The sequence below is a fragment of the Paraburkholderia franconis genome (genome assembly GCF_009362735.1).
Lineage (GTDB): Bacteria > Pseudomonadota > Gammaproteobacteria > Burkholderiales > Burkholderiaceae > Paraburkholderia > Paraburkholderia franconis.
This window is the reverse complement of sequence record NZ_WHNP01000001.1, coordinates 41,005-55,615: the sequence shown is the minus strand read 5'-3', so window position 1 is coordinate 55,615 and position 14,611 is coordinate 41,005. Positions and strand designations below refer to the sequence as shown.

Genomic DNA, 14,611 nt, shown 5'->3' with positions numbered 1-14,611 from the left:
ACGAGAAAAGCCGTGTTCGCCAAAACGAACACGGCTTTTTGCTTTTTGCTCCGAACGGCCTCGCGGCTCTACGACATTTCGAGCACCTGCTCCCGCAGCCAGCTTGCAAACGCCTGTACGTGTTCCAGCGTTTCGTGGCGCGGCGCGATATCGAGCCAATACCCGTACGGCCCGCTGACCTCGACGTCCGACATCGGCGCAAGACTGCCTTCGCCGAGTTCCTCGACGATCATGTTCCGATCGACGACAGCGAGTCCCACGCCTTTGCGCGCCGCGTGGATCGCCTGTTCGAGCGTCGAGAACTCGATGCCGTTTTCGGCGTAGCGCGCGGGCAGGCCGGCTTTGTCGAGCCAGTCCGGCCACAGGTTCAGGCGCGCGTCGTTGTGCAGCACGTGCAAGGCGGGCAGCGTTTCGAGCAGCTTGTCGAGCGGCTCGCCCGCGAGCCGCGGCGCGCCGACCAGCGTATGCCGCTCGATCATCAGCCGTTCGGAATGTGCGTCGGGCAGCGCATCGCGGCCGAAGCGGATGTTGCAGTGACAGTCGTCGGTGGGCTCCGTGCGCACGGAAAGCACGACGTCGGGCAACCCGATTGCGAGCGAGCCCAGCCGCGGCGAAAACCACTGCGTCGCGAACGTCGGCGGCACGGAGAGCACGAGCCGCCGGCGGCCCTTTGCCGTCGTGACGAGGAGCGTGCCGCGCTCGAGCGTATCGAACGCTTCGGACACGCACGGCAGCAGTTGCTGGCCGGTCATCGTCAGGCGAATGCCTTTGTGATCGCGCTCGAACAGCTTCGCGCCGAGCGATTCTTCGAGAATCTTGATCTGCCTGCTGACGGCGCCCTGCGTCACGCACAGCGCGACGGCCGCGCGGTTGAAGCTCATGTGCCGCGCTGTCTCTTCGAAAAAGCGCAACGCGATCAGCGATGGCAGACGCCGCATGGAATTTCCTTCAGTCTCATCATTCTTTTGTGTCCCGCTTCCGGCAGACTGCCTGCGGGCATGCATCCCCTTGGCCCGACGGCCGCAACTTGAGTGCAACCTGAACGCACCGGGCACGGCGCCCCAACGCAGAGCGGCGCCGCGCGCCGTGGGGCGATTCTACATGGTGCGCCAGACGGCGCGTAAGCGGACGCGAGCCGCATTGCAAAAGGCGCGGCCGGGTGCCGCATCGGCGGAATGCAAGCTCTGGCCCCTAAGGCATCCGCTAACATCGGACGCAAATCGGCGGCGATACTGCACGACGGGCGGCGTCGCGCCCGCGCAGACATCACGATGTCGTTGCTCTTCGCCTATCCTGATGAAATCGCGCGCGCATGTATTGGCCGAATGAGGCCGAACCCGGCCGAACCCGCCGCGCGCCCACCTCACTCGCGGAGCAGCCGTGACCGTACGCAATCTCGACGCGTTGTTTCGACCGAAATCCGTCGCCGTGATCGGCGCCTCGAATCGCGAGGGCAGCACGGGCGCGATGGTCTGGAAGCGCCTGATCGAAGGCGGCTTCGATGGCCCCGTCTGGGCCGTCAATCCGAAGTACGACATGCTCGACGGTCACGCGTGCGTCGGCAACGCGGGCGATCTGCCCGACGCGCCGACGGTCGCCATCGTCTGCACGCCGCCGTCGACGTGGCCGGGCATCGTCCACACGCTCGGCGGCCACGGCACGCGCGCGGCGATCATCGTCGGCGAGGCGCGCGACGACGATGGCCGCGCCGATGTCCGGCACACGCTTGCGGCCGCGCGGCCGCATCTGCTGCGCGTCGTCGGGCCGGGCAGTCTCGGCATCGTGACGCCCGCGCTCAAGGCGCATCTCGGCGCGCCTTCCGTGACGGTGCGCTCGGGTGGCGTCGCGTGGGTGTCGCAGTCGAACGCGCTGACGAACGCGGTGCTCGGCTGGGCGCATGCGCGTGGCCTCGGCTTTTCGCACGCGGTGGCGCTCGGCGACGAAGCCGACGTCGATGCCGGCGACGTGCTCGACTATCTCGCGAGCGACCCCAGCACGCGCGCGATCCTGCTCGAAGTCGATTCGGTGAAGGCGGCGCGCAAGTTCATGTCGGCGGCGCGCGCGGCGGCGCGCAACAAGCCGGTGCTCGCGCTGCGCTCGGGCCGCAGCGATCCCGCCGATGCGCTGTACACCGCCGCGTTCCGGCGCGCGGGCGTGGTGCGCGTCGATGCCCTCGACGATCTGCTCGACGAAATCGAAACGCTCGGCGTGGGACGCGTCGCGGCGGGCGCGACGGCGACGCTGATCACGAGCGACCGCGGCGTCGCGACGCTTGCCACCGACGCCTTCAAGGCCGCCGGCGACACGCTCGCGCCGTGTCCGCCAGGCGCCGTCGATGCGCTCGCGCAGGCGTTGCCACGCGCGCGGCCTGGCAATCCGCTGCTGCTCGGCAGCGACGCGCGCGCCGAGCATTTCGGCATGGCGCTGAAGGTGCTGGCCGACCAGCGTTCGACGGGCACCGCGTTCGTCGTGCATGCGTCGACGCACAGCGCGCCCGTCGAGGAAGTCGCGCAGGCGTTGATCGCGAATCAGAGGTATGCGTATCGTGGGTTGCTCGCGTGCTTTTTCGGCGGCGTGAAGCGCGAGACACGCGATGCGTTGCACGAGCACGGCATTCCCGTGCACACGACGCCGCAGCGGCTCGCGCGCGCGTTCGAGCGTCTGGTCGAGTATCGGCTCGTGCGCGAGCTGCTGATGCAGACGCCCGAGGGCCAGCCCGCGCGCGTGCCCGAGGCCATCGATGCGGCGCAGGCGCAGGCGTGCGCGGCGCTGTCGTCGGGCGTGACGGCGCTCGACGGCGATGAAGCGGCGCGGCTGCTCGAACACTTCGGTCTGCGCACGGTGCCCGATGACGCGCGCGAAGACGCCGTCGTCGACATCACCGTCGAGCTGCGCGACGACGACAACTTCGGCCCCGTGTTCCGCTTCACCGCGCCGCCCGAGCACGACGAGGCGCGGCCGATGTGCGTGTTCGGCCTGCCGCCCCTGAACCCGGTTCTGTCGGGCGACATCCTGTCGAATTCGGCGTATGCGCGCGAGGTCGCGCCCGAGCCGGTTCTCAACGCGCTGACGTCGATTTCGCAGGCGGTGTCGGAGATCCGCGAGATCGTCTCGCTCAAGCTCGTGCTGCGCGTCACGAGAAACGGCGTGGCCATCGTCGCGCCGCGTCTGCGGCTGTCGGCGAACCGCACGCGCTTCGCGATCATGCCGTATCCGCGCCGCTATGAAGAAACGCTCGACTGGCGCGGCCAGCGCATCACCGTGCGGCCGATCCGTCCCGAAGACGAGGATGCGCATCGCGAGTTCGTCGAGTCGATGACGCCCGACGATCTGCGCTTGCGCTTTTTCGGCGCAGTCGGCCGGTTCGACCATTCGCAGCTTGCGCGCATGACGCAGATCGACTACGACCGCGAGATGGCGCTGATTGCGACGACGCGAAACGATGATGGCTCGATCCGCACGCTTGGCGTCGTGCGCGCGGTCGCGGACCCCGACAACGAAACGGCCGAGTTCGCGATGGCCGTGCGTTCGGACCAGAAGGGCAAGGGATTGGGGCGTCTGCTGATGGAGCGCATCATTGCGTACGCGCGCTCGCGCGGCACGCATTGGCTTATCGGCGAGGCGCTGCGCGAGAACGCGGCGATGATCGGGCTCGCGACGGCCGTCGGCTTTACGGCCACGCGGACGGAGGACCCGGGCGTCGTCGGCTTCAGGATGGCGCTCGATCAACCTGAGGAGAAGGTGGAGGGGCAGAAGGATAGACAAACGGGCGTCGCGCCAGCCTACGGCGCATCGCCTTCATGCTCGGGCACGCGCTGACGTAAGCGCGTGCTCATCGCACAGGCGGAAATCCGAAGTCGAACGCGATCAAGCCGCGAGCTTCGCCGCCGCCGCGTCGACCTGTTCGCGCGACACCGACAGTTCATCGAGCCACGCGGGCGCGTAGATCGCGCCCGTTTCGCGCTCCAGACGCGCGATCGTCGCGGCGCAGCGCATTGCGTCCTTCGGCGTCGCGATGAACGTCTTCACCGACTGCCCCGCCGTGAACGCTTCGAAGAGCGGCACGCGCACTTCGTCGGGCAGCGCTCGCGTCCATTGATATGGCTTGCCGTTGAACGTCACCGTCGGCGGCAGCACGCGCTCTTTCTTTGCGGCGGGAATCAGGCCGAAGTTGCGGGCCGCGTCGCCGATCTGGTCGGCCGAAAAGAGTTCGTCGGGCGTGATGTCGAACTGCGCGATGAACGTTTCGATCTGCTTCATCGCGGCGGCGCGGTCGTCGCGCTTCTGCTGCGCGCGAGCCACGATGTCGCGCAGTTCGTCAGCTTCTTCGCTGCTGATCGTGAAGCTTGCCTGCTTCTGCTGGAGTTCGGAAAAACGCTGGAATTCGAGGTCGGACAGAAGTTTGGCCATTGCGTATCAGTGAGCGCGCATGCGCAAGAACGCATGCGGCGGGAGTCGTCGATTCGGAAAAGGGCCGACATTCTAACGCAACGTGTTTGCCCATTCGAATCGAATCCGCGTGCGACGCGCGGCAGCGCGCGCATCGGGCGCTCACGACGCCGCGCGCATCTCCGGCTCCGCGAACATCGACAGGCCCTGCACCGTCTCGCGCAGCATCTGCGTGACTTCGTCGAGTGACGGCGCAACGTATTCGTCGATGCGCTTGAGGAACGGACACGTCATCGCCGCAATTGCCTGGCCCGATGCCGTCAGCAGCGGAAAGGTCAGATCGGTCACGCCGAAAATCTGCTGGCTGTCCTTCTGCGAGAAGCCGGCCGCGCGGATTTTCGCGCACGCGGCTTCGAGCGCGTCGTGATCGACGGTCACTTCGCCTTTGACCTTCGTGTGCTCGGCGAGCATGTGCGTGCGCTGCTCGGGCGTCTGGAACGCGAGCAGCGTGCGTCCGGAACTCGTGTCGATCAGACCGACGCGCGCGCCCAGCCGCACCGAAATGCCCCACGTGCCCGGGCCGTCCACCTGCGCGATCACGAGCAGATTGCCGCGGTCGTAGACGGCGAGATGGCACGACTGCTCGGCTTGCGCCGCGAAGCGCTGCATCAGCGGCAATGCTTCTGAAATCAGCCGGTTCATCGGCGGATGACGATGCGCAAGCGCATAGAGCTTCAGGCTCAGCGAGTAACGGTCGCCGCCCGCCGAGCGCACGACGTACTGGCGCGCGACGAGCCGCTCCAGCATCCGGTACATCTCGCTCGCGTTGCGTCCCAGCAGCTTCGTGATCTCGGCGCGCGTCAGGCCGCCTTTCTGCTCAGCAAGCAGTTCGAGTATGTCGAGCCCCTTGTCGAGCGCAGGGGCGCGATAACGGTCGGCGTCTTCCTTGTCTTCCACGTCCATCGTCGGAAATCAGTTGGTGTTTGACATTTGCATCGATTATCGGCTGTCAACGGACTGACACACAGGGCACGTCGCGCCAGGGAAAACACCCACACCTGTCGGCCACCCATTTGTTGACTTGCCAAAGTTTGAATATGAATAATACGTTCATTAATGAATTAAGAGAATGGCATGACCGATCCCCGCCTGATTCTGCTGAACCCCGACGACAACTGCCTGATCGCCGCCGCGCGGCTGGATGCAGGGACGCAGATCGACATCGAAGGCGAGCGCGTGACACTCGCGAAGACGATCGATCTCGGCCACAAGATCGCGCGCCGCCCGTTGCGCGCCGACGAAAAGGTGCTGCGCTACGGCGCGGCGATCGGCCATGTGACGGCCGATGTCGCGCGCGGCGAGCATCTGCATACGCACAACCTCGAAAGCGACTACCTGCCCACGTATACGCACCAAGCAGGCCACGCATTCGTCCATCACTGACGGGCAAGGAACTCATGACCCACACTTCAGCAGCAGAAAACGGCGCCGTGCTGCAAGGCTATTTGCGCAGCGACGGACGCAAGGGCATCCGCAACGTGGTCGCGGTGGCGTACCTCGTCGAATGCGCGCATCACGTCGCGCGCGAGATCGTCGCGCAGTTTCGTCCTTCGTTCGATGCGTTCGACGACCTTTCGGCGGAACGGGAACCGCCCGTTCATCTGATCGGCTTTCCCGGCTGCTATCCGAACAGCTACGCCGAAAAGATGATGGAGCAACTGGCGACGCATCCTAACGTCGGCGCTGTGCTGTTCGTGTCGCTCGGATGCGAGAGCATGAACAAGCACTATCTGGCCGATGTCGTGCGCGCGAGCGGACGCCCCGCGCACGTGCTGACGATCCAGGAAAAGGGCGGCACGCGCAGCACGATTCAATATGGCGTCGACTGGGTGCGCAATGCGCGCAGCGAACTCGCGCAGCAGCAAAAAGTGCCGATGGCGCTATCCGAGCTGGTGATCGGCACGATCTGCGGCGGCTCGGACAGCACGAGCGGCATCACCGCGAATCCCGCCGTGGGCCGCGCGTTCGATCGTTTCATCGAGCAGGGCGCGACCTGCATCTTCGAGGAGACGGGTGAACTGGTCGGCTGCGAGTTTCATATGAAGAGCCGCGCGGCGCGCGACGATCTGGGTGACGAGATCGTCGCGTGCGTGGCAAAGGCTGCGCGCTATTACTCGATCCTCGGCCACGGTAGTTTCGCGCCCGGCAATGCGGACGGCGGACTCACGACGCAAGAGGAGAAGTCGCTCGGCGCGTATGCGAAGAGCGGTGCATCGCCGATCGTCGGTATCGTGAAGCCCGGCGACGTGCCGCCGACGGGCGGTCTCTATCTGCTCGACGTCGTGCCCGACGGCGAGCCGCGCTTCGGCTTTCCGAACATCAGCGACAACGCGGAAATCGCGGAGCTGATCGCGTGCGGCGCGCATGTGATCCTGTTCACGACGGGGCGCGGATCGGTGGTCGGCTCGGCGATCTCGCCCGTCATCAAGGTCTGCGCGAACCCGAACACCTTTCGCAATCTGTCCGGCGACATGGATGTCGATGCCGGGCGTATCCTTGAAGGCCGCGCGACGCTCGACGAAGTGGGCCGCGAAGTCTTCGATGTCACGCTCGCCGTCGCGCGGGGCGCGGCGTCGAAATCCGAGTCGCTCGGGCATCAGGAGTTTATTCTTACGTACAAGACCTTCGAGCCCGTCGGGCCGGCGTGCTTGCCTTTCCATGCGGCTGCGCCTCAGCGGGTCGTTGGTTTGACGGAGCGGTGAGCGCTGTATCGCTTCACGCGCACGACATGAGCCATGCATGGGGCTGGAGTAAGTGCTCTGCATGGGGCGGGAGTAAGCGCTAAAGCACTAACTCCAGCCGACAGCTAAAGCGCTAACTCTGATCGACAGGAGACACACGCAATGACGAACGCGCCGGGTTCAAACGTCTGCAAGCGCCGCCGCATCGGCGCCCGCGCGCTGCAAGTGACGGGCCTCGGTCTCGGCACGGCGCCGCTTGGCGGGCTCTATCGCGATCTGTCCGACGAAGAGGGGTTCGGCGCTATCGAGGCCGCGTGGGACGCGGGCGTGCGCTTCTTCGACACCGCGCCGCACTACGGCCACACGAAAGCCGAGCACCGGCTCGGCGACGCGTTGCGCTGCTATCCGCGCGGCGAATTCGTGCTGTCGACGAAAGTCGGGCGCCGCTTCGTGCCGCGCAAGAATCCGTATGACGGCAGCGAAGGCTGGCAAAACCCGCTGCCGTTCGAAGCGATCTACGACTACACGCACGACGGCATTCTGCGTTCGTTCGAAGACAGCCAGCAGCGTCTCGGCATCGTCGATATCGACATTCTTCTCGTGCACGACATCGGCCGCTTCACTCACGGTGAAAGCAACGCGCATTACTGGCAGCAGCTGACGCAAGGCGGCGGCTTTCGCGCGCTCGACGATCTGCGCTCGCAAGGCGTCGTGAAAGCGGTGGGCCTCGGCGTGAACGAAGGCGCGGCGATACTCGATGCGATGCGCGATTTCGACATCGACTGCGCGCTGCTCGCCGGCCGCTATACGCTGCTCGAACAGGCGACGCTCGACGATCTGCTGCCCGAATGCGAAAAGCGCAACGTCAGCATTCTGCTCGGCGGCGCGTTCAATTCGGGGATTCTTGCGCGGGGCGTCGAAGGCGATTTGAAGTTCAATTACGGCGACGCGCCGGACGACGTGATTGCGCGCGTCGCGCGTCTCGAAGCGGTGTGCAAGGTGCATGGCGTGCCGCTTGCTGCTGTTGCGTTGCAGTTTCCGTATGCGCATCCCGCCGTTGCGACGGTGCTGACGGGCGCGCGCAATGCGGACGAACTGCGTGAGAACGTCGCGTCGTTCGATCGACCGATACCCGCTGAACTGTGGCAGGCGTTGCGCGACAAGGACTTGCTCGATCCGCGCGCGCCCGTGCCGAAGAACTAGCTGCTCAACGACATCATGCAAATCGACGCACATCAGCATTACTGGAACCCGGAGCGTGGCGACTACGGCTGGCTCACGCCCGATCTCGCTCCCCTCTATCGCGCGTTCGGTCCCGCCCATCTCACGCCGCTGCGTGAACAGGCGGGCGTTGCGCGGACGGTGGTCGTGCAGGCCGCGCCGACGGTCGAAGAAACGCGCTATCTGCTCGAACTCGCGCGCAACGAGGCGTCGATTGCGGGCGTCGTCGGATGGGTGCCGATGCTCGACGCCGACGCGCCCGCGCTGATCGAAGCGCTCGCGCGCGAGCCGAAATTCAAGGGCGTGCGGCCGATGCTACAAGACCTGCCCGACGACAACTGGATCGCGAATCCCGCGCTGAAGCCCGCCGTCGATGCGCTGATCGCGAACGATCTCGCCTTCGATGCGCTGATCTTCACGCGCCACGTCGACGCGCTGGAGACGTTTATCAAGCGCTGCGACCCGTTGCGCATCGTCGTCGATCACGGCGCGAAGCCGCCGATCCGCGAGGGCAGCGCAGGCTGGCACGCGTGGGCCGAGGGCATCACGCGGCTCGCGCAATGGCCGCATGTGCACTGCAAGCTGTCGGGCCTCGCGACGGAAGCGGCGCAAGGCTGGACGGAAGCGACATTGCGCCCTTACGTCGACCATCTGCTTGCCGCGTTCGGGCCGAAGCGCCTGATGTGGGGCAGCGACTGGCCGGTGCTGAACCTGAACGGCGACTATCTGCTGTGGCATTCGATCGCGACGCTGCTGCTCGCGCAACTCTCCGACGCGGAGCGCGATGACGTCTTCGGCGGCAACGCGGCCGCGTTCTATCGTCTTTGAATCGGGCCTTTGAATGCGGCCTCTGAATCGAGCCTCTGAATCCGCTCGACGACATTTCCACGATCGCCGGTGAGCAGCCGCTGCAATACCCGGTATGACTCAAACGCCAATCCAACGGGAGCCGTAGATGATACAAAGACTGGCCGGCAAGACGGCCTTGATCACCGCCGCGGGGCAAGGCATCGGCCTCGCGACGGCCGAGCTTTTTGCGCGTGAAGGCGCACGCGTCATCGCGACCGACATTCGCATCGACGCGCTGAAGGACCAGCCCGTCGAAGCGCGCAAGCTCGACGTGCTCGACGGCGCCGCGATCAAGGCGCTCGCCGACGAGCTCGGCGCGATCGACGTGCTGTTCAATTGCGCGGGCTACGTGCACGCGGGCTCGATTCTCGAAGCGAGCGAGGAAGACTGGGACTTCGCTTTCGCTCTGAACGCGAAGGCGATGTACCGGACGATCCGCGCGTTTCTGCCCGCGATGCTGGAGAAGGGCGGCGGGTCGATCATCAACATGTCGTCGGCGGCATCGAGCGTGAAGGGCGTGCCGAACCGCTTCGCGTATGGCGCATCGAAAGCGGCCGTGATCGGACTGACCAAGTCCGTCGCAGCGGATTTCGTCACGCGCGGCATACGCTGTAACGCGATCTGTCCGGGCACGGTACACTCGCCTTCGCTCGAAGAGCGCATCGCGGAACAGGCGAAGGCGCAAGGCTCGACGGTCGAAGCGGTGCACGCGGCATTCGTTGCGCGCCAGCCGATGGGCCGTGTGGGCAAGCCGGAAGAGATCGCGGCGCTGGCGCTGTATCTGGCGTCGGACGAATCGGCGTTCACGACGGGCCAGGCGCATGTGATCGACGGCGGCTGGTCGAACTGAGCCGCGCAGCGTTGGCATCGATGAACCTGAATCACTGAACTGAGGAAACTGCAGCGATGAAATTGCTTCGTTATGGACCGAAAGGCCAGGAAAAGCCGGGCTTGCTGGATGCGCAAGGCAAGATTCGCGATCTGTCGAAAGTGGTCGCCGACATCGACGGCAGCACGCTGACGGATGCCGCGCTCGCGAAACTGCGCGAAGTCGATCCGGCGTCGCTGCCGGTGGTCGAAGGCAATCCGCGCATCGGGCCGTGCGTCGGCAAGATCGGCAAGTTCGTGTGCATTGGCCTGAACTACGCGGACCACGCGGCCGAATCGAATCTGCCCGTGCCGACCGAGCCCGTCGTTTTCAACAAGTGGACGAGCGCGATCGTCGGTCCGAACGACGGCATCGAAATTCCGCGCGGCTCGAAGAAGACCGACTGGGAAGTGGAACTGGGCGTCGTGATCGGCAAGGAAGCGAAGTACGTCGACGAAGCGAACGCACTCGACTACGTCGCGGGCTATTGCGTGATCAACGATGTATCCGAGCGCGAATGGCAGATCGAGCGCGCCGGTCAGTGGGACAAGGGCAAGGGCTTCGATACGTTCGGCCCGATCGGTCCGTGGGTCGTCACGCGCGACGAAGTGCCCGATCCGCGGAACCTGAAGCTGTGGCTCGAAGTGGACGGCCATCGCTATCAGAACGGCAGCACGAAGACGATGGTGTTCGGCGTCGCGAAGCTGGTGTCGTATCTGTCGCAATGCATGAGCCTGCAACCGGGCGACGTGATCTCGACGGGCACGCCGCCGGGCGTCGGCATGGGCGTGAAGCCCGAGCCCGTTTATCTGAAGGCGGGGCAGACGGTGCGGCTCGGTATCGAGGGTCTCGGCGAGCAGCAGCAGAAGACGTATGCGGCGGAGTGATTCGCGCTGACTCGTGACTCACTGAATGGCGCGGCAGCCGCGTCGCGCATTCAGAGCATTCACAAAGAGAGAAAGCCGTTCGGACACACGACGTCCGAGCGGTTTTTTTCATTCGCGATGACGTCTTTCGTCCGCGCGCGACGGTTCGTCTTCCGTGCCGTCGCCGATCCGGTTGATCGTGCCCTGCGCGACGGCGATCAGCCGTTCCCTGTCGCCATCGGTGACGAACACGTTGCACTGACACGTCGCCTGCTGCCTGCCGACGTACACCACTTCCGCCCGCGCCATCAGCACGCCCGTCACCGCGGGCCGCAGATAGTTGATCTTGTACTCGCCCGTCACGACCCTCGGCCCCAGGGCCAGCGCACCCGCGAAGGTCAGCGCGTTATCGGCGAGATAGCTGATCACCCCGCCATGCACGAAGCCATGCTGTTGCCGCAATTCATCGCGGATCGGCAGACACAGCGTCAGTTCGTTCGCCCCGACGTACATCAGTTCGGTGCCGAGCAATACGCTGAATGGCTGGGCGTGCAGTGCGCCGCGCGCCCGGTCGAGTAGATCAGTCATCGTCGTTCCTTCGGGCATGGCCCGCGTGGCGATGTCCCCACTCTAGGAAGCATGAATGCGGCGCGTCAAGGGAATTCGAAAAGATTGCGCGGCAATTATTGCGTAAATCGATGTGACGCAATGGCGTGCCTTTCAGAATCCGCATGTACGGGTAATTTTTCCGGCGAACGCTCAAGGCGACGGCCGGCATTGCCGTAAACCCGGATGCACTCCCGTCCTCTCAGCTATTCAGGTGTCTCGATGTTCAGCAAGATCAAGGTCGCATCCGGCCTGCTATGTGTTCTGGCCGCTTTCTGCATTTTTCAGCTGGTGACGGCGGGCCTCGGTTTCTGGTCCATGACGCGCACGCATGACGACGTCGACGATCTGGCGAACGTCGCACTGCGCCAGGTGAACGCCGTCAACGAGACGACGCAGCATCTGATGGACGCACGCATCAACCTCTCGCGTGCCGGCACGCGGATGGTGCGCGGGGGCGCGGAGCCGACCGACATCGTTCAGCATGCACGCGAGCAGATCGCCGCCGCAGAGCGCTCGTTCACGGTGTTCATGAACGCGCCGAAACTCAACGACGAAAACAGCGCACACGCCGCTGCGCTCAACGAGAAGTACCAGAAGCTGCACACGGCGCTCGGTGAACTCGCGCAGTATCTCGACACCAACAACATCCAGGCGTTCCTCGATCAGCCGACGCAGGGCATGCAGGACGCGTACCTGACCGAGCTGCGCAACTTCACGCAATTCGGCGATGCGGCGGGCCGCGCGTCGCTCGACTCGATCGATGCGCGCGAGACGATGTTCCGCGCGGTCGGTCTCGTGATTCTTGCGCTGCTGCTGGGCGGCACGATCGGCGTGCATGTGGTCCTGCGCCGTGGCGTCGTCGGGCCGTTGGAAGAAGTGGGCCGCCATTTCGAGCGCATTGCGCAAGGCCGCCTGAACCAGCCGATCGCCGAGCGCGGCACAAACGAAATCGGCCGTCTGTTTCTGGGCCTTTCGCACATGCAGGCGAGCGTCGCGCGCACCGTGAAGACCGTGCGCGAAGCGGCCGATTCGATTCACATCGGCGCGGACGAAATCGCGACGGGCAACGCCGATCTGTCGGCGCGCACGGAAAACCAGGCGGCGTCGCTCGAAGAGACGGCGTCGAGCATGGAGGAACTGACGGCGACCGTGCGCCAGAATGCCGAACACGCGCGCGAAGCAAACACGCTCGCCGAGACGGCGCTCGACGCGACGTCGCGCGGCACGCATGTCGTCAATGAGGTCGTGACGAAGATGCATGGCATCGCGCATAGCTCGGACCGCATCGCGGAGATCATCACGGTGATCGACGGGATCGCGTTCCAGACCAACATCCTCGCGTTGAACGCGGCCGTCGAGGCGGCGCGCGCGGGCGAGCAGGGCCGCGGCTTTGCCGTCGTCGCGGGTGAAGTGCGCGGGCTCGCGCAGCGCAGCGCGCAGTCGGCGAAGGAAATCAAGGAACTGATCAGCGAATCGGTGGCCGAGATTCAGGGCGGATCGGTGCTCGTCGAACGCGCGGGCGAGGCGATGCGCAACGTGTCGGAATCGATCTCGCGCGTCACGCAGATGATGGCCGAGATCAGCGCGTCGTCGCACGAACAGAGCACGGGCATCGAGCAGGTCAATCAGGCCGTCGTGCAGATGGACCAGATGACGCAGCAAAACGCGGCGCTCGTCGAGGAAGCGGCGGCTGCGGCTTCGTCGCTGCATCAGCAGACGCGGCAGTTGAAGGACGCCGTGTCGGCGTTCGAGATTTCCGATGTCGTGTTCGCGTCGCAGCGCACGCGTCGTGCGGCGGCGCCCGGGTATAGCGAGCCGGTTGGCGCCTGAGCGCATGCGTCAGCGCTTGGGGCTTGGATCGAAGATAGCCTATGACAAAGCCCGCGAAGCAACCTGCTTCGCGGGCTTTGTCTTTGCTGTTCTTCTCGCTCGCTGCCGTCGTGAACAGCGCCTGTTATGCGGAAGGCAATGCGGCGTAAGCGGTGGCGAGGTGATAGGGCGTCGTCGAAGGCATGTCCGCGCGAGCGATCTCGCCCGCGAGTGTCTTGCATTCGACCCAGCCCTGCGCGTGCAGGAAGCGTGGCCGGAAGCGCTCGATCTGTTGCGGCAGCAGCGCGCGTACACCGGCGTCGCCGTGTACGGCCAGCGCGCGCAGATATTCCGTCTGCGCCCAGATGCGCTGCGTCGCGTCCTTGATGCCGCCCGCCTCGTCGAGCGCGGCATGCACGCCGCCCGTGGCTGCATCGACGCCTCGTTCGTGTGCGAACATGAACGCGCGCGCAAGCGCTTCATGCAAGCCGGAGCCCGCGAGCACATCGCCTGCCTGCTGCACGAGCCAGAACCATTCGAACTGATGGCCGGGCTCGAGCCGGTTGTCCGCGCTGCCGACGGGCAGTTCGGCGATGCAACCCGTCGGCTCGTGCACGAAGGTGCGCGCAATCGCTTCGCCGAGCTTCGCGAGCGCCGTGTCGAACGCGGCGTCCTGCGTGGCCGCGCGCGCCGCGAGCCACGCTTCCGTCAGATGCATTAGCGGGTTTTGCAGCGGCATCTCGCCCTTCGTCGAGAAGTCGGCGGCGAGCGCGGCATGCAGCAGGCCATCGTCCGCGGCGAAGCGGTCTTCGATCAGCGACGATGCGCGATGCACGACGTCGAGCGCATCGCGGTTGCCCGAGCGCGCGCCGTATTCGGCGCATGCGAACACAACGAACGCGTGCGTGTAGAGATCCTTGGTCGTGTCGAGCGGCGCGCCTTGCGCATCGACGCTATAGAACCATCCGCCATGCCTGCTGTCCTGAAAGATACGCATCAGCGATTCGAACAGGCGCAGCGCATGCTCCATTTCTCCGGCCAGCGCAAACACGAACATCTGCCGCGCGCACGCCATCGCGCGATAGCGGACGACGGGCAGCGGCGTCTGTCCATCGGCTGCGACGGCTTCATACGGCAGGCCGAGCGCCGCGTTGAAGCCGGGCCCTCGCCAGATCGGCAGGATGACGCGCGCGAAGTGGTCGCGCAGCGCGACTGCAAGTTCGGGCGTGGATGCGGTTGGGTTCATGGTTGAGGAATTC

At 65.4% G+C, this 14,611-nt stretch carries 13 protein-coding genes; 8 read left to right on the top strand and 5 right to left on the bottom strand.

The genetic code is table 11. The features are described 5' to 3' along the window. Window positions 1-68: 68 nt before the first annotated feature. Window positions 69-938 carry a LysR family transcriptional regulator gene (locus GCT13_RS00235; protein ID WP_152754784.1) on the bottom strand — a complete coding sequence of 290 codons (870 nt, stop codon included), beginning with the start codon at window positions 936-938 and terminating at the stop codon, window positions 69-71. 442 nt (window positions 939-1,380) lie between these two features. On the opposite strand from GCT13_RS00235, the gene GCT13_RS00230 reads away from it, so the two are divergent. Further along, a complete protein-coding gene (locus tag GCT13_RS00230) occupies window positions 1,381-3,819 on the top strand; it encodes a GNAT family N-acetyltransferase (RefSeq protein WP_321574119.1) in 2,439 nt (812 codons plus the stop codon). 48 nt (window positions 3,820-3,867) lie between these two features. On the opposite strand, the gene GCT13_RS00225 is transcribed toward GCT13_RS00230, so the two are convergent. Both GCT13_RS00225 and GCT13_RS00220 read right to left on the bottom strand, forming a co-directional pair. Beyond that, entirely contained in the window at window positions 3,868-4,410 is a 543-nt protein-coding gene (locus GCT13_RS00225; protein WP_152754783.1) for a hypothetical protein, read from the bottom strand. Window positions 4,411-4,551: 141 nt separating this feature from the next. Then, window positions 4,552-5,352, bottom strand: coding sequence for an IclR family transcriptional regulator (locus tag GCT13_RS00220; RefSeq protein ID WP_152754782.1), 801 nt, complete (start codon window positions 5,350-5,352; stop codon window positions 4,552-4,554). 171 nt (window positions 5,353-5,523) lie between these two features. Between GCT13_RS00220 and GCT13_RS00215 the strand changes: the two genes are divergently transcribed. From GCT13_RS00215 to GCT13_RS00190, 6 genes are all read left to right on the top strand, one after another. Beyond that, window positions 5,524-5,832: a UxaA family hydrolase gene (locus tag GCT13_RS00215; protein WP_152754781.1), complete on the top strand. Its 309-nt coding sequence runs from the start codon at window positions 5,524-5,526 to the stop codon at window positions 5,830-5,832. A gap of 14 nt (window positions 5,833-5,846) precedes the next feature. After that, the gene (locus GCT13_RS00210) at window positions 5,847-7,151 is read left to right on the top strand and encodes a UxaA family hydrolase (RefSeq protein ID WP_152754780.1); all 1,305 of its coding nucleotides are present in this window, start codon (window positions 5,847-5,849) and stop codon (window positions 7,149-7,151) included. Window positions 7,152-7,292: 141 nt separating this feature from the next. Continuing rightward, the gene (locus GCT13_RS00205; RefSeq protein WP_152754779.1) at window positions 7,293-8,333 is read left to right on the top strand and encodes an aldo/keto reductase; all 1,041 of its coding nucleotides are present in this window, start codon (window positions 7,293-7,295) and stop codon (window positions 8,331-8,333) included. A gap of 15 nt (window positions 8,334-8,348) precedes the next feature. Beyond that, the gene (locus GCT13_RS00200) at window positions 8,349-9,179 is read left to right on the top strand and encodes an amidohydrolase family protein (RefSeq protein ID WP_152754778.1); all 831 of its coding nucleotides are present in this window, start codon (window positions 8,349-8,351) and stop codon (window positions 9,177-9,179) included. A gap of 127 nt (window positions 9,180-9,306) precedes the next feature. Then, window positions 9,307-10,050 carry an SDR family oxidoreductase gene (locus tag GCT13_RS00195; RefSeq protein WP_152754777.1) on the top strand — a complete coding sequence of 248 codons (744 nt, stop codon included), beginning with the start codon at window positions 9,307-9,309 and terminating at the stop codon, window positions 10,048-10,050. A gap of 56 nt (window positions 10,051-10,106) precedes the next feature. Continuing rightward, a complete protein-coding gene (locus GCT13_RS00190) occupies window positions 10,107-10,955 on the top strand; it encodes an ureidoglycolate lyase (RefSeq protein WP_152754776.1) in 849 nt (282 codons plus the stop codon). Between the two features lie 108 nt (window positions 10,956-11,063). Here GCT13_RS00190 and GCT13_RS00185 read toward each other — a convergent pair whose 3' ends face one another. Next, the gene (locus GCT13_RS00185; protein ID WP_152754775.1) at window positions 11,064-11,522 is read right to left on the bottom strand and encodes a PaaI family thioesterase; all 459 of its coding nucleotides are present in this window, start codon (window positions 11,520-11,522) and stop codon (window positions 11,064-11,066) included. Window positions 11,523-11,762: 240 nt separating this feature from the next. Between GCT13_RS00185 and GCT13_RS00180 the strand changes: the two genes are divergently transcribed. Then, window positions 11,763-13,373 (top strand): methyl-accepting chemotaxis protein, encoded by a 1,611-nt coding sequence (locus tag GCT13_RS00180; RefSeq protein ID WP_152754774.1) that lies wholly within the window; start codon window positions 11,763-11,765, stop codon window positions 13,371-13,373. 124 nt (window positions 13,374-13,497) lie between these two features. On the opposite strand, the gene GCT13_RS00175 is transcribed toward GCT13_RS00180, so the two are convergent. Next, window positions 13,498-14,598, bottom strand: coding sequence for an AGE family epimerase/isomerase (locus GCT13_RS00175; protein ID WP_152754773.1), 1,101 nt, complete (start codon window positions 14,596-14,598; stop codon window positions 13,498-13,500). Between the last annotated feature and the right edge of the window lie 13 nt (window positions 14,599-14,611).